Annotated in this window: 18 protein-coding genes; all 18 read left to right on the plus strand. The window is 57.8% G+C overall.

The window, feature by feature from the left end:
• Positions 1 to 3 precede the first annotated feature (3 nt).
• The 18 genes from tssM to tssG all read left to right on the plus strand — a co-directional run bounded on the left by tssM (position 4) and on the right by tssG (position 19200).
• A complete protein-coding gene (gene tssM / locus F3I44_RS03700; RefSeq protein ID WP_150009561.1) occupies positions 4 to 3633 on the plus strand; it encodes a type VI secretion system membrane subunit TssM in 3630 nt (1209 codons plus the stop codon).
• A 14-nt stretch (positions 3634 to 3647) separates the two neighbouring features.
• Positions 3648 to 4364: a type VI secretion system-associated protein TagF gene (tagF, locus tag F3I44_RS03705; protein ID WP_013357572.1), complete on the plus strand. Its 717-nt coding sequence runs from the start codon at positions 3648 to 3650 to the stop codon at positions 4362 to 4364.
• A 10-nt stretch (positions 4365 to 4374) separates the two neighbouring features.
• Entirely contained in the window at positions 4375 to 5397 is a 1023-nt protein-coding gene (tssA, locus tag F3I44_RS03710; RefSeq protein ID WP_150009559.1) for a type VI secretion system protein TssA, read from the plus strand.
• Positions 5398 to 5476: 79 nt separating this feature from the next.
• On the plus strand, positions 5477 to 6010 hold the full coding sequence (gene tssB / locus F3I44_RS03715) for a type VI secretion system contractile sheath small subunit (protein WP_013357574.1): 534 nt from the start codon (positions 5477 to 5479) through the stop codon (positions 6008 to 6010).
• On the plus strand, positions 6007 to 7506 hold the full coding sequence (tssC, locus tag F3I44_RS03720) for a type VI secretion system contractile sheath large subunit (protein ID WP_150009557.1): 1500 nt from the start codon (positions 6007 to 6009) through the stop codon (positions 7504 to 7506). Before tssB ends, tssC begins: the two co-directional genes overlap by 4 nt.
• Before the next feature lie 547 nt (positions 7507 to 8053).
• Positions 8054 to 8536: a type VI secretion system tube protein Hcp gene (locus tag F3I44_RS03730; RefSeq protein ID WP_013357577.1), complete on the plus strand. Its 483-nt coding sequence runs from the start codon at positions 8054 to 8056 to the stop codon at positions 8534 to 8536.
• Between the two features lie 49 nt (positions 8537 to 8585).
• Positions 8586 to 9077, plus strand: coding sequence for a type VI secretion system amidase effector protein Tae4 (locus F3I44_RS03735; RefSeq protein WP_107319558.1), 492 nt, complete (start codon positions 8586 to 8588; stop codon positions 9075 to 9077).
• Positions 9074 to 9433 carry a T6SS amidase immunity protein Tai4 family protein gene (locus tag F3I44_RS03740; RefSeq protein ID WP_150009555.1) on the plus strand — a complete coding sequence of 120 codons (360 nt, stop codon included), beginning with the start codon at positions 9074 to 9076 and terminating at the stop codon, positions 9431 to 9433. The genes F3I44_RS03735 and F3I44_RS03740 overlap by 4 nt, the downstream gene beginning before the upstream one ends.
• A 143-nt stretch (positions 9434 to 9576) precedes the next feature.
• Entirely contained in the window at positions 9577 to 9951 is a 375-nt protein-coding gene (locus tag F3I44_RS03745; RefSeq protein WP_150009553.1) for a hypothetical protein, read from the plus strand.
• A gap of 89 nt (positions 9952 to 10040) precedes the next feature.
• Positions 10041 to 10427, plus strand: a complete 387-nt coding sequence (locus tag F3I44_RS03750; RefSeq protein ID WP_223811648.1) for a lysozyme inhibitor LprI family protein — start codon at positions 10041 to 10043, stop codon at positions 10425 to 10427.
• A gap of 23 nt (positions 10428 to 10450) precedes the next feature.
• The gene (locus tag F3I44_RS03755; protein ID WP_150009549.1) at positions 10451 to 10849 is read left to right on the plus strand and encodes a lysozyme inhibitor LprI family protein; all 399 of its coding nucleotides are present in this window, start codon (positions 10451 to 10453) and stop codon (positions 10847 to 10849) included.
• A 389-nt stretch (positions 10850 to 11238) separates the two neighbouring features.
• A complete protein-coding gene (gene tagH, locus F3I44_RS03760) occupies positions 11239 to 13098 on the plus strand; it encodes a type VI secretion system-associated FHA domain protein TagH (RefSeq protein WP_150009547.1) in 1860 nt (619 codons plus the stop codon).
• Positions 13095 to 13886 carry a PP2C family serine/threonine-protein phosphatase gene (locus tag F3I44_RS03765; protein ID WP_013357582.1) on the plus strand — a complete coding sequence of 264 codons (792 nt, stop codon included), beginning with the start codon at positions 13095 to 13097 and terminating at the stop codon, positions 13884 to 13886. The genes tagH and F3I44_RS03765 overlap by 4 nt, the downstream gene beginning before the upstream one ends.
• A gap of 10 nt (positions 13887 to 13896) precedes the next feature.
• Positions 13897 to 14874 carry a hypothetical protein gene (locus tag F3I44_RS03770; RefSeq protein ID WP_150009545.1) on the plus strand — a complete coding sequence of 326 codons (978 nt, stop codon included), beginning with the start codon at positions 13897 to 13899 and terminating at the stop codon, positions 14872 to 14874.
• Between the two features lie 16 nt (positions 14875 to 14890).
• Positions 14891 to 15718: a type VI secretion system accessory protein TagJ gene (locus F3I44_RS03775; RefSeq protein WP_150009543.1), complete on the plus strand. Its 828-nt coding sequence runs from the start codon at positions 14891 to 14893 to the stop codon at positions 15716 to 15718.
• Positions 15708 to 16283, plus strand: coding sequence for a type VI secretion system baseplate subunit TssE (gene tssE / locus F3I44_RS03780; RefSeq protein ID WP_150009541.1), 576 nt, complete (start codon positions 15708 to 15710; stop codon positions 16281 to 16283). Before F3I44_RS03775 ends, tssE begins: the two co-directional genes overlap by 11 nt.
• A 2-nt stretch (positions 16284 to 16285) precedes the next feature.
• Positions 16286 to 18157 carry a type VI secretion system baseplate subunit TssF gene (tssF, locus tag F3I44_RS03785; RefSeq protein ID WP_150009539.1) on the plus strand — a complete coding sequence of 624 codons (1872 nt, stop codon included), beginning with the start codon at positions 16286 to 16288 and terminating at the stop codon, positions 18155 to 18157.
• Positions 18154 to 19200, plus strand: a complete 1047-nt coding sequence (gene tssG / locus F3I44_RS03790; RefSeq protein ID WP_150009537.1) for a type VI secretion system baseplate subunit TssG — start codon at positions 18154 to 18156, stop codon at positions 19198 to 19200. The genes tssF and tssG overlap by 4 nt, the downstream gene beginning before the upstream one ends.
• Positions 19201 to 19217 lie beyond the last annotated feature (17 nt).

The raw sequence follows: 19217 nt of genomic DNA on the forward strand, positions 1-19217 counted from the left end.
TCCATGCTGAATATTCTGTTTGCAGTGCTGACCAGCCGCCTTGCGTGGGGCTTTGTCGGCATCACTGCGCTCTCATTTATTATCTGGGTGATTGGCCCGGTCTTCTCTATCGTGGATTCGCGGCCGCTTGAGCCAGAACAGAACCGCATGATCAGTATCGCGCTGCTTTATCTGGTCTGGGGCCTGGGGCAGGCGATCCCGCGGCTCTATAATTACTGGCTTAACCGCAAGCTGATGTCGAGTCTGGAAACCGGCAAAAGCGATGCGCCGGAAGCCGATCGTCAGCGTCTGACCAGTGAAGAGCAGGTGCTGGCGGGCCGTTTCTCCGAAGCGACTGAAATGCTGAGAAAGGCGCACTTCCAGCGCCACAGCAGCAAAGGGACGCCGTTCTGGGCGCAGCGCTTTGGTCGTCAATTCCTCTATCAACTGCCGTGGTACATGATCATCGGCGCACCCGGTGCCGGTAAAACCACCGCGCTGGTCAACTCGGGCCTGCAGTTCCCGCTGGCGGATAAGTTTGGTAAGTCGGCCCTGCGCGGCATTGGCGGCACCCGCAACTGCGACTGGTGGTTTACTAACGACGCGGTGCTGCTCGATACCGCCGGGCGCTACAGCACCCAGGAGAGTCAGCAGGAGCGCGATGCCAGCGAATGGCACCATTTCCTCGACCTGCTGCGTAAATATCGCGGACGTCAGCCGATCAACGGCGTCATCGTCACGCTGAGCGTCTCCGATCTGCTGAGCCAGTCGCCCGAGGCGCTGCGCAACCAGGCGCTGGCGCTGCGTCAGCGCCTGATGGAGCTGCACGATCGTCTTGGCATCCGTTTCCCGGTCTACGTGCTGGTCACCAAAGCGGACCTGCTCAAAGGCTTCCGCAGCTACTTCGCCTCGCTGGATAAAGCGCAGCGTGAGCAGATCTGGGGATTTACATTCCCGTGGGCGAAAGCATCCGCTGCTGATTTTGAGCTGAACAGCCAGTTCCAGCAGGAGTATTCACTGCTGCAACAGCGACTCGATGCCGGACTGGCCGATCGCCTGCTGACGGAGAGCGACGCGCAGGCGCGGGCAGAAAGCTATCTTTTCCCGCAGGAGTTTGCTGCGCTGCGTCCACTGCTGGCCGACGCGCTCGACACGCTGTTTGCCCGCTCCGATTTTGAAACCCAGTTCGCACCCCGCGGCATCTACTTTGCCAGCGGCACCCAGGAAGGTCTGCCGTTTGATCGGGTAATGGGCGAGCTGAACCGCGCCCTGAATCTGCCAGGCCAGCAGGCGGGCGAATCGGGCAGCTGGGATCAGGTCGATAAAGACGCCCCGATTCCGCAGAACAAAGGGCAGAGTTTCTTCCTGAAAGGCGTGCTGGAAAACGTGGTTTTCCAGGAGTCGGGTCTGGCGGGCAGTAACCGCTGGTGGGAGCTGCGCAATCGCGCCGGACTCTGGTCGGGCTATCTGGCGCTGCTGTTGCTGCTACTGGTCGCGGGCGGACTGTGGCTCACCAGCTACAGCAAGAACAAAGCCTATCTGCACGAGATGGCCGCTAAAGCGCCGCAGGTGGAGCAGCTGGGCGACCAGCTTCAGAAGCAGGTCAACGGCGATCTCTTTGCGCTGGTGCCTTATCTCAACACCCTGTTGCACCTGCCGGAAAGCGCCGACTTCTCGCTGGAATCGCCGCCGCTGACCCGCCGTATGGGCCTTTATCGTGGCACCGAGGTCAGCGATGCGACGCGTGCGCTCTACGACAAAGCGCTGAAGCAGCTGCTGTTGCCGCAGGTAGCGCAGAACATCACCCGCTGGCTGCGCAATGACAATGGCAGCGACGCTGACTACAGCTATGAAGCGCTGAAGGCGTATCAGATGCTCTACCAGCCGAAGCACTACGATGGCAAGTTCCTGCAGGCGTGGCTGATGCTTAACCTGTCGCGCGAGCTGCCGCAGAACGTGACACAGCAGCAGGTAAAACAGCTGGCGTGGCATCTGCAACAGCTGCTGGAGACGCAGATTCACTCGTCGCCGTATGCGAAGGATGACGCGCTGGTAAAGCGCGAGCAGGCGCTGATTAATCAGATGCCGCTGTCACAGCGCGTCTATGGACGGCTGAAGCGCCTGCTGCAACGTGATGACAGCCTGCAGCCGGTGACGCTGGCGGCGCTGGGCGGTCCCCAGAGCGAGCTGGTGTTTTCCCGTAAAAGCGGTAAATCGGTGAATGATGGTGTTGCGGGGCTCTATACGCCGGAGGGCTACTGGCAGCATGTGGACAAGCAGATGGGGCCGGTCACGCAGGCACTTTATCAGGACGATCTCTGGGTGCTGGACGGCGCTGCGCCGCCGCAGAAAAGTGAGCAGACCGATCTCGCGGTGCGTCAGCTCTATGTGCAGGACTATATCCGCCAGTGGGAGCAGTTCCTGAGCGATATCCAGCTCAACAGCAGCGCCGATCTCTCGCAGCGTATTAACACCGCGCGCTTGCTGTCGGGCAACCACTCGCCGCTGCGCCAGCTGGTGATCAACCTCAGTAACCTGCTGACGCTGAACCGGGCGCAGCCCGATGAGAAAACCGCGCAGGCGGCAAAGCCGTCGGATAACAGCGCCACCCGCACCCTTGAAGCGCTGTTTACCTCGCCTGAAGCGGCTGCGGCGCGTGGGCAGGCGGCAGCGCAGGCGTCACCGGAGCAGGCGGTTGCCGTGCATTTTGCGCCTGTGCTTGAGCTGGCTCAGCCATTACAGCAGGGCAGCAAGGTGCTGGCGGTGGATGACTTCCTGCATCAGATTGACGATCTCTATCGCTACCTCACGGCGGTGCAGGATGCCGCCAACAGCGGGATGCCGCCACCGGCCAGCGATGCGATCAGTCGTTTGCAGGCCAGCGCCGGACGTCTGCCCGGTTCGCTGCAGAATATGGTCTCCAGTATGGCGGTCGGGGCCAGCAGCGATGCGCAGCGTCGCGACATGGATAACGTCCGTAAACGCATCACCATGGAAGTGGGCAGTTTCTGTCGTCAGGCGATCGCCGGTCGTTATCCGCTGGTGCGCTCCGCGCGCAGTGAAGTCACACCCGACGATCTGGCACGGATGTTCGCCCCCGGTAGCGGCATGATGGACAGCTTCTTCCGCGACAACCTGGCCAGCAAAGTCGACACCACCAACGCCTCATGGCGCTTTACGCCGGGTATCGACGGTAAAACGCTGCCGGGCGGCGAAGCGCTGCTGCGTCCTTTCCAGCAGGCGCAGTCAATTCGTGATGCGTTCTTTGCCAACGGTGCGACTACGCCAGGCTTCCGCGTCACGCTGCGCACCGTAAAAATGGAAAACGACATTCTTAACCTGACGCTGGATGTGGATGGACAGCAATTGCGTTACTCCCACGGGCCGCAGGCAGTACAGATGGTCAGCTGGCCCGGTCCGGGCGGCACCAGCCAGGTACGGATGCAGCTGGGCCTGACCAACGGCACCACCTCAACGCTGGTCACCAGTGGGCCCTGGGCACTCAATCGCTTCTTCGATCGCGCCCGTGTTACCGCGGCCGGCGGCCTGACCCGCGAAGCCACGTTCAGCGTGGAGGGGCATCAGGTCACGCTGTCGTTCACCCCTGGCAGCATTCGTAACCCGTTCCAGCTTCCCGGCTTTAGCTGCCCCTGAAACAGGACCCGACAATGACTCATTACGCTGCACCCTGCTGGTACGGCAAATTGCCCAGCGCGGGTGACTTTGTGAAGCGCCGCTTTCCTGACGTCCTCTATCGCCAATGGTCCAGCTGGTTTCAGGTGGGCCTGCATCACTGGCAGAGCAGTCAGGAGGGGGATAACGCGCCGTCGCGCCCGTTCCTCAACGCGCCGGTCTGGAATTTTGTGGTGCCGCCGATGCTGGGCAGTCAGCTGATCCAGATGGGCTGCCTGATTGCGGCACGGGACAGCGTGGGACGTAACTACCCGCTCTGCGCGCTGCGTCACTTCACCCCCGCCGAGTGGTCGCCGGCCCTGCTGGCACGCTCCGGCGAGTGGTATCAGCAGGTGGGCAATACGCTGCTGCGGGTGGTGCAGGGCGGCGGGTCGCCGGAGCAGCTGGATCAGGCACTGATCAGCATTCCGCAGCCGCAACCGCCGCAGGAGACGGGTGAGCCGTCAGATATCCTCAACGTTATCGGGCATGGCGATACGCCTTCCACACTGAACTGGACGCTGCCGGGCGAGAACTTCGACCCGCAGTTTTACACCAGTTTCTGGTGGACCAATCAGAGCGACGGGTTCCCGCTTTATACCCAGGTCCATAGCGGTAACTTCACCGCGCAGCTTTTTTCATTGCTGTTTGATCCGGCCGGTGGGGCAAAGCCGGGACGAAACGGACTTTATCCCCCGATGTTTGAATCCTGAGGCGACACCCATGACGATGAATACAGAGGCTTTGCTGGCTCCGGTCAGTGATGACAATCCCGGTGGCGATAACCTGGAGTACGACGCTGATTTTCAGGCGATGGAGCAGGCCAGTGCCGGTAAAGCCGAACAGCAGTTCGGCAACACCATCATTCCGGCCGAACCCGCCGACTGGAACAAAGTTGAGAAGCTGGCGATAGCGCTGCTGGCCCGCAGTAAAGATTTACGGGTGATGCTGGCGCTGACCCACGCCTGGACGGAGCTGAAAGGGCTGCCGGGCTATGCGCAGGGCCTGAAGCTGATTGAACAGGCGCTGCTGCTCTACTGGGAACCGCTGTGGCCCCGGCTGGAAGAGTACGGCGAGCAGGACCCGTTCTACCGCATTAATGCCCTGGCGCTGCTGGGTGACAAGACGGAACTCAGTGGCGCGGTGCGTCAGTGCTGGCTGCTGCGCTACCCGTCCGACGGCATCACGCTGCGCGATGCGGCCGCCCTGTGCGACGGCAGCAAAACCGAGGTGGCGGACTACCCTGGTGGCCTGCCGCGTCTGATCGATGAACTGGCGCGCGGCGACCAGCCCGGTATTGAGGCGGTGCTGCAGATTCATGAGCGGCTGCAGACCATCTGTGAAACCGTGGCCGAACGGCTGGGCGACGCGGCGGTGCCGGAACTGGCCCTGCTGCGCAGACAGATTGCGCTGATCGCCGAACGCTGCCAGGCCACCGACATCAGCCAGTTGATTCCTGCCGCAGCGGCGGAACAATCCGCAGAAGCGGCGGCCCCGGCGGCGGTCGCAGCGGTGCCGCGCGCGGCCGCGGACTGGCGCACGGTACAGATCAGTTCCCGCGCCGATGCCCAGCTGATGCTGGAGAAAGTGAAGCTCTATTTTACCCAACATGAGCCGAGTCATCCCGCTCCGCTGATGATCGACCGGGTGCAGCGCTTAATCGAGCGCGACTTCCTGGAGATCATCCGCGAGCTGGCACCCGATGGCGTGCATCAGCTGGAAACCATTTTCGGACGTCGCGACTAAGCAGGCGTGACCCACTCACACAGCGGGACCTGCGCGCCTGCTGTGACACATTATCCGCGCATCATTGATGGAGAAAACCATGGCAACAAGCAAATCCAGTGGGCAGAAGTTCATTGCCCGCAATCGCGCGCCTCGCGTTCAGATTGAATATGACGTGGAAATTTATGGCGCGGAACGCAAAATCCAGCTGCCGTTTGTGATGGGCGTGCTGGCGGATCTGGTGGGTAAACCGCTGGAGCCGCAGCCGGGCATCGACGACCGCAAATTCCTTGAGATCGACATCGATAACTTCGATGAGCGCATGAAAGCGCTGAAGCCACGCGCCGCGTTCCAGGTAGACAACACCCTGAATGGCGAAGGCAAGCTCAACATCGATCTCACCTTCGACAGCATGGATGACTTTTCGCCGGATGCCGTGGCCCGCAACGTTGAGCCGCTGAGCAAGCTGCTGGAAGCCCGGACCCAGCTGGCAAACCTGCTGACCTACATGGACGGCAAAAACGGCGCAGAGGAGTTGATTGGTAAAGTGCTGCAGGACCCGACGTTGTTACAGGCCCTGACCCATCTGCCGAAGCAGGATGAGGCCACTGAAGGTAAGGAGCCGCAGGCATGACGCAGACTTCACAACAACCCCAGTCGCAGGGCGCAGCCAGTTTCAGTCAGGATGAGTTCAGCGCGCTGCTGAACAAAGAGTTCCGGCCGAAAAGCGACCAGGCACGCGCCGCGGTCGAAAGCGCGGTAAAAACCCTGGCGCAGCAGGCGCTGGAGAACACCGTCACCGTTTCCAGCGACGCCTATCGCACCATTCAGGCGCTGATTGCGGAGATCGACGAAAAGCTGTCGCAGCAGGTTAACCAGATTATTCACCATCCGGAGTTTCAATCGCTGGAGAGCGCCTGGCGCGGCCTGAGCTATCTGGTGAACAACACTGAAACAGACGAGATGCTGAAAATTCGCTTTATGAGCATCTCCAAACAGGAGCTGGGCCGCTCTCTGAAGCGCTACAAAGGTGCTGGCTGGGACCAAAGCCCGCTGTTCAAGAAGATTTACGAACAGGAGTATGGTCAGTTCGGCGGCGAGCCGTTTGGCTGTCTGGTGGGCGACTACTACTTCGACCACAGCCCGCAGGATGTTGAGCTGCTGGGTGAGATGGCACGCATCGGTTCGGCGGCACACTGTCCGTTTATCACCGGCAGCGCGCCGGAAGTGATGCAGATGGAGTCCTGGCAGGAGCTGGCGAATCCGCGCGATCTGACCAAAATCTTCCAGAACACCGAATATGCCGCCTGGCGCAGCCTGCGTGAGTCGGAAGATGCACGCTATCTGGGTCTGGTGATGCCGCGTTTCCTGGCGCGTCTGCCTTATGGCATTCGTACCAACCCGGTCGACAGTTTCGATTTTGAAGAGCAGACCGACGGTTCCGATCACGGCAACTACACCTGGAGCAATGCGGCGTACGCGATGGCCGCCAACATCAACCGCTCCTTTAAGGAGTATGGCTGGTGTACCGCAATCCGCGGCGTGGAATCGGGCGGGGCGGTTGAGAACCTGCCGTGCCACACCTTCCCGAGCGATGATGGCGGCGTGGACATGAAGTGTCCGACCGAAATCGCCATCAGCGATCGTCGTGAGGCCGAGCTGGCTAAAAACGGCTTTATGCCGCTGGTGCATCGCAAAAACTCTGACTTCGCCGCCTTTATTGGCGCGCAGTCACTGCAGAAGCCGACGGAATATCACGACGCCGATGCCACCGTCAATGCCCGTCTGGCCGCGCGTCTGCCTTATCTGTTCGCCTGCTGCCGCTTTGCGCATTACCTGAAGTGCATCGTGCGCGACAAGATTGGCTCCTTCCGCGAGCGCGATGAGATGGAACGCTGGCTGAACGACTGGGTGATGAACTACGTCGATGGCGATCCAGCTAACTCCTCGCAGGAGACCAAGTCACGCAAGCCGCTGGCCGCTGCCGAGGTGAATGTGGAAGAGCAGGAAGACAATCCAGGCTATTACGCCGCGAAATTCTTCCTGCGTCCGCACTACCAGCTGGAAGGTTTAACCGTTTCGCTGCGTCTGGTCTCTAAGCTGCCGTCACTGAAAAATGACAATGCTTAAGGGCTGAGTCGTAAGGTTATCAGGCGCGAAAAGGTTTTGCGCCTGATGCCTCACAGAAAGATTGCTGAGGTGAATGTCAGGGAGGATAAAAGAATGGTTAAAAAATTAGCTCTGTATTTACTCCGTTATCTGCTGGTTTTTATTTCAGCCCTGATTTTATTCACATGCGCAGGTTATTACCTCTTCGTCTTTGACTGGAATGTCACGATGATGGGGTAAATAATTAACGGCATTCTGATTACTCTTTCAGTCACTGCATCATTAGGTTTTTATTGGGCAGCGGATAAGCTAAGAAGAATTTATTGAGCGCTTTTCTGCTTCCTGAATAACCGGTCAGAACCTCAATTTCTCATCATGACAATTGATTAAATACATTGCCCGGTCTGGTGCCCGGCAATGCACTATCTGAAATATGGTTTATGACGATATTTCAGAAGCAAGGCAAAGGTAAAATATGGACTGTTTTATTCAGCCCCATGCTTTTCTTTTTGCCATATCCTTGCTTTTTTTGAAAGCAATCATCTCAACCAATAAAGAGTGAAAGATAATGGCTATTGATATGTTTATGAAGGTCGACGGTGTCACCGGCGAATCTAAAGACTCTAACCACACTGGCTGGACTGATATTACCTCTTTCTCATGGGGTGCTTCTCAGCCAGGCAACATGTCTGTGGGCGGCGGCGGCGGTGCGGGTAAAGTTAACTTCAACGACCTGCACGTGAATGCACTGATCGACAAATCCACCACTGCGCTGCTGAAGAACTGCGCAAGCGGTAAGCATCTCACTAAAGTTGAACTCTCTATCTGTAAAGCGGGCGGTTCTCAGGTCGAGTATGCGCGCATCACCCTGGAAGACGTTCTGGTGACCGCGGTGAATTACAATGGCTCCGACAACGGCGATACCCTGGGAATGACCTACTCCTTCCAGGCATCCAAAGTGAAGCAGCAGTACTGGGAGCAGAGTTCTTCCGGCGGCAAAGGCGCAGAGAGCAGCGCCGGCTGGGACATCAAAGGCAATAAAGAAGCTTAATATTGCTCGGCAGCCTCCCCTCAGGGGAGGCTTTAAAAGGAGTTTTGCTATGGCACATTTAAGACCTCAATTTTCAGCTGCCTGGAACCGCTTCTCAGAAGTTAATGTTTCCGTCGAGAAGGTTGGAGAAATATTGGGTGGAAAAGTAGAAGCAAATATCGCCGCCGGAATTTTCGAGAATGCCTGCCCAATCAGAATGAGCTATGTTCTTAATTACACTGGTGTTCCTGTTCCCGCAAACAGTCGTTATGCGACCGTAACGGGTAAAGACAAAAAGCGTTATATGTTTCGCGTCAACGATATGATGGACTTTTTAGTCGGCGCGTTTGGTCAGCCAGACCTGACAGTAAAGTCACCAAAACCCGGTTCATTTAACGGTAAACAGGGGATTATTGTTTTTCAGGGGAGTGGCTGGAGCAATGCCCGTGGGCACGTGACACTCTGGAACGGCAATATCTGCTCTGATACCTGTCACTTCCTGGGTGGCGCAGAAAATGGTAGTTTTGTTCCTGATGTTGCCTCCCTGTGGATACTGAAATGAAAAAATTCCTGATGTTACTGGCTCTGACACTATCTCCTGCAGTGCTGGCGATAACGCCTCCGGCGCCAGACTCCTTTAAGCAACCGCAGATTTTCAGCAACTGGCTTCTGAACCGCTGTGCAGGTAAAGCTTCGACTGACAAGGCCTTCACCGATGATGCCTTTAAAAGCGCATCAGCCTGGTTAGAGGTAAGCCATCTCCCTGTTGAAGCCTTCAGTGATGGCGATAAATTAATCAATGCGTATTTGAAGATGGAGCTGACCGGCTCGGTATCAGGTAACTTCAATATGATGAAATGCACATTACTTTCGCAAAGCCAGGATGCTGAGGCTCTCTATGATAAATACAAAAAGTAATTTTCTTTTTTGGTAGAGCTCGAAGGATATTACAGCGTTAAACATCAGCAGTGAATTATCAAAGGAGATATGTTTAGTTAAATGGAATCGCTCATTACACCTGACGTTAAGCAGGACAGTGACTCTTGCAAGGAAATTTCCACATGATGAAAAAAGTCATTCATTTTATTATCATAGTGCTAATGAGTCTGCCTTTATTGTCTTTGGCGAAGTCGGTTTCACACTTCGAAGGAAAAAAATTCAGAGCGGATATTACCTATGACTGTGAGGAAGGTAACGTCAGTTGTGATAACGTTTCTCTTAAGTCAACAAGAGTAAAAGATAATTCATCGATAGTTCTTAAAGGTGAAACGATCAATACCAATTGCCCTGATGTCTGCGACTTCAGGGGCTATCGCTTCGCTAAAGGTCAATATGATTATTCATTTTATCCAAGCCAGAAGGGCGAGAGTCTTTGGGATTATATCGTGACATTCAAGGGTAAGGTTATTGCTCAGGATGTTGGGATAATGAAATAGAAAAAATTATATAAATCCGATGTTATTGAGCGTGCGCTTGTACTCAGGAATAAGAGATAGCACAGGTGAGAATTTTAATGAGATCTTGTTTGTCTTTATTTTTGTGTATCATGGCTGTTTATGTTTTTCCCGTCCACGCAATGAGTGATTGTTCAATCGGTAATAATGGTCAGAAGGTTTATTCCTGTCTCCAAAAAAACAGAAACGAAACTGAGCTTCATTTGAATAAAAAATATAAACTCGCTAAGGCCAGAGTTGAAACGCTTTTTAAAGGTGATGATAAAGAGTTAAGGCAATATATGGATACGTTGACTGAAGCTCAACGAGCCTGGCTGAAGTACCGGGATAATGACTGTAAACTGGCTTCGTATGCTGCAGATAAAGGAAGTGATTTAAGTAACGCTAATATTAGTAAGTGCACTTCTGAGCTTAACGAGCAAAGAATCAAAAAATTGAAGTTGATTCCCTATCATTGATAGCAAAAATTGCTGAGCAAAGAATGAAGAAAATCTATGAAGTGGCTTTGCTCGCTTTTTCTATTTCCATGAGTGCTTCAGCGCTCGCTGAAAGTCCCTGTGCAAAACAGCCTTCAGACGGTGCGCTGTTCCAGTGTACTGTTCAGCAGAAGAAGCTAGCGGAAGATGACCTGAACAAAGAGTACCAGACGGCTAGAAAACGTATTGTGCAGATGTATGGCACGCAGAAAAAACTGGCTGACGACTATGTCGCTACTCTGGTGGATGCCCAGCGCAACTGGCTGAAGTATCGTGATGGTCAGTGCAGGCTGGAAGCCTTTGCCGGCGAAGAAGGCAGTAATGCGCATGCGGTGGCGACCAACCTCTGTGTTATCCGCATCGACAAAGAGCGTACTGCTATTCTTAAGCAACTGCCTTACTGATTATATCGTCGTGCTCAGCCTTTTCAGGCTGGATACGATTTTCTCTATAAAATAACTCTCTATATTACGCTGTTACAATTTTATTCATTTTCAGTAAATAATTCCGTGTCGATTGAATTTAAACCGGTTATTTACAATTAATGTTCATGATAATTAATCTCGGTCTGTTTGAATTGTTTTCCTCTTCAATTCATTGAGGATTAATGTGATGGCGAAATGTCGTCATTAAAAGAAATAAGGCAGGCCTGCTATTTAAGTAAATAAATAAACTCAGCGAAAAAAATAATAAACCCCAACCCCAAAATTAAACTCCCCGCTCCCTATACCCCGCGCCTTTCCCCGAAAGGTGCGCGGTATAGATGCCGAACAGCTAACCGCAGGAATCCGTTATGCGCTTTACGATAATAACGACTAAACCCGGCCAACAGCCGCCGCAAACTCATTGTGATTTTTTCCCGCCCGGCGGCACCATTGGTCGCGGTGTGGATAACAACCTAGTGCTGCCGGATGACGACCGAACGCTCTCCCGGTTGCAGGCCATTGTGCACATCACCGCGAACGGTGAGTGTCGCCTGACTAACCGTGGCAATGTGACGCGCGTGCTGCTCAACGATATTCCGCTGGAACGCGGTCGTCAGGTTGAGCTGCAGGATGGGGACATTCTGGGCATCGATGATTATCAGCTGCTGGTCAGCGATCTCAACAGTGCACAGCAACCGCAGGCTGAAAGGGCGGTTCTGCGTCCGGAGCCGGTCCAGCCTGCCGCGGCTCCTCGTGAACCTGTAGCCGAAAAAGCCAGCACCACCGCCGCCATCCCCAGCGAAATCTGGGACAGCCTGGCGAAAGAGTTCTCGATTTCCGACGATCTCTCTAAACGCAAAGCCGTGCCGGAAATGCCGGATGCCCATCCGCTGACCGCGCCCGCTATGCCAGACCGCAATCCGGAAGATCCACTGGCACAGCTGATCAACGATGCGCCGCTGGATTACGGTCAGCAGCCCAAAAACAGCAGCCTGTTTGACGACGGCGATGCGCTGTTCGCGCAGCAGAGCATTTTTGACGACCGCACGCCGAGCACGCTGTCAGCTCAGCAGCCCAGCGCGCCAAAGCAGTCTGAAGCGCCCACCGCTGAACTGGATCCACTGAGCCTGTTCGACGGCGAGAGCAGTGCGGATGTGCGCAACCATGATGATCCCTTAGGACTGATGATGGGGAACGCGGTGCCGCTGGCGCAGCCGGAGCCAGCGAAACCGGCGACGCTGCATGTGCCGCCTCAGCCAGAGACAAAGCCTGAGCCGGTTGCCGCACGCTCACCTGAGCAGGCTCCCGTCAGTGTGAACGAAATGGATCACTCACCGCTGTTCAACGGCATCGACTTACCCGTTGATGACCAGCCTCATAGTGAGGCCCCGCGCCAGACGCTGCTGGCGGATGAGGCGGAATCCGGTCAGACAGATGCGGTTAATCCGCAAAACGACTACGGCGGCATTACGCTGCCGACACCCCAGGCGGTGCAGCGTACTCCCTCACCGACGCCTAAAGGGCGGCTGCGCATTGATCCGGTTGCCTCGGGTCACCAGCATGCCGCCGCCGTGCAGCCCTCCACATCCAGCCAGAGCAGCGGCGACGCCCTGAAGGGCGAACTGCTGGACGCGCTGCTGGAAGGCATGGGTCTGCGCGATCTGCAGCCAACGCCGCAGTTTGACCGCGAGCAGATGCTGCAGTTTGGTCAGATGCTCAGCATGTTCTCGCAGGGCACGGTCGCACTGCTGTCATCGCGCTCGATCCTTAAGCGCGGCGTTAAGGCCGACATGACGGTGATCCTCGACGACGCCAATAACCCCTTCAAGCTGCTGCCATCGGGCAAAACCGTCCTGATGCAGATGTTCGGCAGCCGGATGCCGGGCTTTATGCCACCGCGTCAGGCGGTGCGGGATGCGCTGATCGATTTGCAGGCGCACCAGCTGGGCATGATCGCCGGTATCCGCGCCATCATCGCTTCAATGCTGCAATCCTTTAATCCGGAGCAGCTGGAAGAGGAGGCGCGTCAGGCGGGGTCGGTTTCCCGTATCGGCCTGCCGGGCAGCCGCAAGGCGGCACTGTGGGAGCATTTTGTTGAGCGCTACGGCGAGACGGCGGGCGAGATCGAAGACGATTTCCACACCCTGTTTGGCGAAGCGTTTCTGCACGCCTATGACCTTGAAGTTAATCAGTATAAAGACTCACAAACCCACACGGATGACGCATGAATATCACTATTGCCTCGACGTCGAATCAGGGCGATCGCGCCAGTAATCAGGATCAGATCGGTGATGTCATCGGTAAGCGCTCCGCCTGTTTTGTGGTGTGCGACGGTGTGGCCGGGTTTCCCGGCGGCGACAGGGCGGCTGCGATCGCCCGCAGCAGCCTGCTTGAAGCGTTTGATGGGGATGCGCACCTCAATGCGCAGTCGATTCGCAACTACGTTAATCACGCGAATCACGCCATACGGCAGCAGCAGAAAGCCAGCAGCGAGCACAGCCGGATGGGAACCACGCTGGTCAGCCTGTTCATCGACCGCGACTACCACCTTGCCTGCTGGGCGCATGCCGGTGACAGCCGCCTTTATCTGTTCCGCCGCGGCTATCTCTATCTGGTCACCACCGACCACAGCCTGGTACAGCAGATGAAAGATGCCGGGCATCGCACCGAAGGCATCAACAGCAATCTGCTCTATTTTGCGCTGGGAATGGGTGATGAGCAGCGCGACGCCAGCTACAGCGACGTGGTCGGGATTGAGGATGGCGATGCCTTTCTGCTCTGCACCGATGGTTTCTGGCACGGTGTGACGCTGGAGCAGATGCAGCAGTCACTGCACATGGTGAATACGCCGGAAGAGTGGCTGACGCTGATGCAGCAGATCATCAAAAACGATCAGTCAGATCAGGGGCAGCAGGATAATTTCAGCGCACTGGCCGTCTGGATTGGATCGCCCCAGGACACCACTTTGCTGCACTCGCTCTCTGAAGCGGCGCAGTTCTTCCCTTTGCGAGATTGAGAACGCCAACATGAAATATGGATTACTGGGTCTGGCTGCGCTGCTGCTCAGCACGCACGCTTATGCTGAAAACTATCGCATCGTTCAGTCCCCGGCACAGAAACTGGATGTCTGGATTGATGACGTCAAAAACAATCAGCTGTCGAGCTGGTGTAACAGCACCATTAACCTGCGCATCGTCACGCTGGGTGAGAAAAACCCAACGGTCTTAAAAGAGTTTCTGCCACGGGTGGCTGGCCTGATGGCGTCGCAGTGTAAACCGCTGCAGCAGCTGCACTGGCAGCTGACCGATACAGCGGGCAGTGAAATCGCTACCGGCAGTGCCGCCCGGGCGCAGCAGTGGAAGACCGTGGTGACGCCGTCTGCGCCGCCTGCACAGCAACAGCCAGCCACGGCTGCCGTGCCTGCGGACCCATTGGTCAATGCCGCCCAGGCGGATACCTCGCCATGGCTGCAGTTCAGCCTGCTCGACGGCTGCCATTTCCGCACCTGGTGGCAGCATCCGGCGCAGGGCAGCGCAATGTTTGTGCCGGCTAAGCAGGGGCTGGTTTGCGGTTCCGATGGCTGGCTCAGCGGACACAGTCGTCTGACGCAGCAGGGCAACGGCGCACCGGCAACCGTCGGCGTGACCTTCCTGCAGGGCTTCCCGGTGATGGGGCTGAGCAGTCAGTCATCTACCGCTGAACTGCATATCACCACGGTCAACAGCGAGCGCATGGTGCTGAGTAACGAGAAATCCCCGGACAGCTGGCTGGTTCTGCCGTTCAGCAACCGCTTTAACGGCTGGCAGGCGACCCGTCAGGTGGTGGTGCTGATGCCCGCCAGTGAAGCCGCTGATGAGAGTGCTTTGCAGGCACGTCTGCAGGAAGTCCGTAAAGTCTGGTCACCGTGGGTCAGCGGCAATACCACGCTGAGCGTGCAGCTGGTGGAAAAACTGCACCCTGAACTGAAAGATCCCGCCGCTGCGGTTTATCGCACCCTTTACTGACGCAAAAGGAGCTTGCATGGAATCCTTACAACACCGTCTGGCTAACGCCACGCTCAGCGAGACGCTGGCTGATGTGACCCGCCAGATTCAGGCCAATCCGGCGAACGCCGACCTGCGGGCTGCCTTTGTGCAGCTGCTCTGTCTGGCGGGCAACTGGATGCGTGCGCAGACGCAGCTGCAATCCTGGCTGGCATTAAGCCCGCAGGCGCAACCGACCGTCAATCTGTTGCAACAGGCGATTGCCGGTGAGCTGCAGCGTGACGCCGTGCTGCGTGGCGAGGCACAGCCGGTGCTGCCGGGCAGCGCGTGGCACTGGTGCGATACGCTGCTGGCCGCGTTGCAGGCCGAAACCGCGGGCGATGTCGCGCGCGGCAGCGCACTGCGGGCTGACGCGCTGGAGCTTGCTGCCGTTAATCCCGGCACCGCGACCGGGCAGGATCAGCCCGCCGCCTTCAGCTGGCTGATGGATGGCGACAGTCGTTTCGGGCCGGTGTGTGAAGTGATCAATCAGGGCCGTTATTACTGGATCCCGTTTGCCGCCATTCGTGAGATGCAGTTCCAGGCACCCGCCAGCGTCACCGATCTGGTGTGGCGTCATACGCGGGTGCAACTCGTGGATGGCAGCGAGCAGGTGTGCCAGATCCCGGCGCGCTATCCGCTGCTGGCGGGTGCGGAAGAGCGTTTTCTGCGCGCCAGCGTCACCGAATGGCAGCCGCTGGGCAACGACCCGGACCAGTTTATCGGCCAGGGACAAAAAATGTGGCTCAGCGACAGCGCAGAGTTCTCGCTGCTGAGCCTGCACAAGGTCGCGTTTGATAACGTTGAGTCCGCCGATGAGCCATGATTCAGGCACGCACAACGACGGCTATGTCCAGCTGCATGGCGGCTTTCGTGCGCGCAAAAAGCGCGATGCGTTAACCGCCCGCGACAAGCTGCAATCCTCTCTGCTGGATCGCCTGACCGACAACGCGCCGGACAAGCAACAGGAGCCGGAGAACAGCATGCTGATCAGCCACAGCACGCTGCGCCGCCACGTGCTGCGCGATCTGCAGTGGCTGTTTAACACCATCAACAATGAAGCGCAGCAGGATCTGGGCGGTTTCGATCAGGTACAGCGCTCGGTCTGGAATTTCGGCGTAGCGCCGCTGGCCGGACAGAACGTCTCCGATATCGAATGGCAGGATATGCAGCGCAAAATGACCAACGCCATTCTGCACTTCGAACCGCGCATTCTGCCGCAGGGACTCCAGGTGCGCTGCGTCAGCGATCTCAGTTCGCTCAGTCTGCACAACGTACTGTCGATTGAGATCAAAGGGCGGCTCTGGTGCGTGCCTTATCCGCTGGCGTTTCTGTTCCGCACTCAGGTTGATCTGGAGAGCGGCCATTTCGAACTTCAGGATGCAGGGTAATCATGGACAGCAATCTGCTCGACTACTACAACCGTGAACTGGCTTACCTGCGTGAGATGGGGGCGGAGTTCGCGACGCGTTACCCGAAAGTGGCAGGGCGTCTTGGCATGCATGGCATCGACGTGGCAGACCCTTATGTCGAGCGGCTGATGGAGGGATTTGCCTTCCTGACGTCGCGCGTGCAGCTGAAGATGGATGCGGAGTTTCCGCGCTTCTCGCAGCGCCTGCTGGAGATGATTGCGCCATCCTATCTCTCACCAACCCCGTCAATGGCGATTGCTCAACTGACGCCGGACAGCCGCAAGGGTGACATCACCCAGGGCTTTCGCGTGCCGCGCGGCACCATGATGGAGAGCCAGAACCTGAAAAAAACCGGGGTGACCTGCAGCTACACCACCGCACACGATGTGGTGCTGCATCCGCTGCGCATCAGCGAAGTCACTCTCGGCGGCGTGCCCGGCGATCTGCCCACGGGGGAGCTGAAACTCAGCGGCCTGGGCGCGGCCAGTGCGCTGCGCATCCGCATCAGCTGCGAAGGGATCTCCTCGCTGAGTCAGCTCCGTGTGGATGACCTGATGCTGTTCCTGAGCGGCCCCGATATTCAGGCCCTGAAACTGCTGGAGCTGCTGATGCAGCACCGGGTGGGCATCGTGTTGCAGTCCGCAGAGCAGCGGCCACAGCGTCAGGTGCTGACGGATGAGGCCCTGCAGCAGGAGGGTTTTGCGCCGGAGCAGGCGCTGCTGCCGGACGATCTGCGCAACTTCGACGGCTATCGTCTGTTGCAGGAGTATTTTGCGTTTCCGGCGCGCTTCCAGTTTATCAGTCTCAGTCAACTCGGCCCGTTTCTGCGCCGCTGCGACAACGCCACCGCATTCGACATCATCATTCTGCTCGATAAAGCGGACAGCGCGCTGGAAAGCGTGGTCGATCACAGCCATCTGGCGCTGCACTGCACGCCGGTCATCAATCTGTTCCCGAAAACCGCCGAGCGTCTGAAGGTCAGCGACAGCCAGCATGAATATCATCTGGTGGTGGATAACATCCGGCCGCTGGATTACGAAGTGCATTCGGTGCAGCGGCTGTTCGCCACCGTAGAAGGCCAGCGGGAAGAGCAGGTTTTCCGTCCGTTCTGGAGCACCTTCAGCGGTGACCAGGGTGATTACGGTGCTTACTTCTCACTGCGGCGTGAACAGCGCACCCTGTCAGAGCAGGCGCAGCGCTACGGCACGCGCACCGGCTACATCGGTTCCGAAGTCTTTTTGTCGCTGGTGGATGAACATCACGCGCCGTGGCGCGATGACGTGCGCTATCTCTCCGCCGAGGTGATGTGCACCAGCCGCGATCTGCCGCTGATGCTGCAGCAGGATCAGGGCAACTTCGTGATGCCGGACTCGATTCCGGTGTCGGAGCTGAAACTGTGCAAAGGGCCGACCCCGCCGCGTCCGGCGCTGGCGGAAGGCCTTTCGGCCTGGCGGCTGATCAGCCATCTGCAGATGAACTACCTCAGCCTGATGGACAGCAGCGACGGGGAAGGTGCGGCGGCGCTGCGTCAGCTGCTAAGCCTCTATGCCAACCTCGCGGAAGCGCCGGTTGCCCGCCAGATAGATGGCATCCGCCACTGTACGCTCAGCGCGGTGAACCGCCGCGTGCCGGAGCCAGGTCCGGTGGTGTTTGCCCGTGGTATCAGCATCACGCTGGAAGTCGATGAGCAGGCGTTTTCGGGTGCCAGCCCGTGGCTGTTTGGCAGCGTGCTGGAGCGGGTCTGTAGCCGCCTCGTGGCGCTGAACAGTTTTACGGAGTTCACCCTGAACAGCCAGCAGCGTGGGGAAGTGGGCTACTGGCCACCGCGCATGGGCCGGAAAGCGCTGATATGAGTGGCGAAAAAGTCATTACGCTGCCGCGGCTCACCCGTCTGCCGGATGATTTCTGGCAGAAGGTGATGGCCGCACCGTGGCGCTACGATCTGTTCCAGCTGCTGCGGCGGCTGGATGCGCAGGGCGGTCAGCGTTATCCGCTGGGCCGTGCGCCGCTGCCGAAGTTCGAATCGGTGCGCATCGGTCAGACGCCGTCACTGGCGTTTGCGCCCGCCACCATCGCCAGCGCCACGCCACGTGAAGAGTCGGGACGGCATGAGCTGTCGATTTACAGCTTTGGCTTGTTTGGTCCCAACGGCCCGCTGCCGACCCATCTGACCGAATATGTGCACGAACGGATCGTGCATCATCAGGATCACAGCCTGTCGGCATTTGCTGACCTGTTTCATCATCGCGCCACGCTGCTGTTCTATCGCGCCTGGGCGGATGCGCAGCCGACGGTCTCCCTGGATCGGCCCGACGACAGCCGCTTTCTGAACTATCTCGCCTGCCTGGGCGGCATCGGTTTACCGGCGCAGCAGCAGGCCAGCTCGCTGAGCCTCCATGCCCGGCTGATGCTGGTGGGCCATCTCAGCCGTCACGGTCATGATGCTGAAGGGCTGGTCCGCATTCTGCGCCACTACTTTGGCGTGCCGGTGCAGCTGACGCAGAACCTGCCGCACTGGCTGACGCTGGACAGCCGCGATCAGGCCCGGCTGGGCGCGGGACGCCATATGCCCCGGCTGGGTGCCTCTGCTTTTCTCGGCGTGGCAGTACGCGACGTGCAGCACCGTTTCCGCCTGCATCTGGGGCCGCTCAGCGCCGCGCAGTATGCACATTTCCTGCCCGATGCCCCCGGCGCGCAGGAAGTGCGCGACTGGGTACGTCACTACCTCGGCATCGAAATGCAGTGGGATCTCAGCCTGATCCTGGCCGCAGACGCGGTGCAGGGTGTAGCGCTGGGCGGCGCTGCCCGGCTTGGTTACACCAGCTGGCTGGGGCAGATGCCGCAGCCGCAGGATCGCGAGGATTTTATATTTGAGGTTGAGGCTGCCCCGCGCTAGCCCAGCCGCTTTCCCTG

This window comes from Pantoea sp. F_5 (genome assembly GCF_008631595.1).
Lineage (GTDB): Bacteria > Pseudomonadota > Gammaproteobacteria > Enterobacterales > Enterobacteriaceae > Pantoea > Pantoea gossypiicola.

Excerpts from the sequence above, each read along its gene's own strand:
- F3I44_RS03735 (WP_107319558.1), top strand. The coding sequence starts at position 8,586 with ATGGCACATTTAAGACCTCAATTTTCAGCTGCCTGGAACCGCTTCTCA.
- tagH (WP_150009547.1), top strand. The coding sequence starts at position 11,239 with ATGCGCTTTACGATAATAACGACTAAACCCGGCCAACAGCCGCCGCAA.
- tssM (WP_150009561.1), top strand. The coding sequence starts at position 4 with ATGCTGAATATTCTGTTTGCAGTGCTGACCAGCCGCCTTGCGTGGGGC.
- F3I44_RS03775 (WP_150009543.1), top strand. The coding sequence starts at position 14,891 with ATGGAATCCTTACAACACCGTCTGGCTAACGCCACGCTCAGCGAGACG.
- F3I44_RS03755 (WP_150009549.1), top strand. The coding sequence starts at position 10,451 with ATGAAGAAAATCTATGAAGTGGCTTTGCTCGCTTTTTCTATTTCCATG.
- tssA (WP_150009559.1), top strand. The coding sequence starts at position 4,375 with ATGACGATGAATACAGAGGCTTTGCTGGCTCCGGTCAGTGATGACAAT.
- F3I44_RS03770 (WP_150009545.1), top strand. The coding sequence starts at position 13,897 with ATGAAATATGGATTACTGGGTCTGGCTGCGCTGCTGCTCAGCACGCAC.
- F3I44_RS03765 (WP_013357582.1), top strand. The coding sequence starts at position 13,095 with ATGAATATCACTATTGCCTCGACGTCGAATCAGGGCGATCGCGCCAGT.
- F3I44_RS03740 (WP_150009555.1), top strand. The coding sequence starts at position 9,074 with ATGAAAAAATTCCTGATGTTACTGGCTCTGACACTATCTCCTGCAGTG.
- tssF (WP_150009539.1), top strand. The coding sequence starts at position 16,286 with ATGGACAGCAATCTGCTCGACTACTACAACCGTGAACTGGCTTACCTG.
- tssE (WP_150009541.1), top strand. The coding sequence starts at position 15,708 with ATGAGCCATGATTCAGGCACGCACAACGACGGCTATGTCCAGCTGCAT.
- F3I44_RS03730 (WP_013357577.1), top strand. The coding sequence starts at position 8,054 with ATGGCTATTGATATGTTTATGAAGGTCGACGGTGTCACCGGCGAATCT.
- tagF (WP_013357572.1), top strand. The coding sequence starts at position 3,648 with ATGACTCATTACGCTGCACCCTGCTGGTACGGCAAATTGCCCAGCGCG.
- F3I44_RS03745 (WP_150009553.1), top strand. The coding sequence starts at position 9,577 with ATGATGAAAAAAGTCATTCATTTTATTATCATAGTGCTAATGAGTCTG.
- tssC (WP_150009557.1), top strand. The coding sequence starts at position 6,007 with ATGACGCAGACTTCACAACAACCCCAGTCGCAGGGCGCAGCCAGTTTC.
- tssG (WP_150009537.1), top strand. The coding sequence starts at position 18,154 with ATGAGTGGCGAAAAAGTCATTACGCTGCCGCGGCTCACCCGTCTGCCG.
- tssB (WP_013357574.1), top strand. The coding sequence starts at position 5,477 with ATGGCAACAAGCAAATCCAGTGGGCAGAAGTTCATTGCCCGCAATCGC.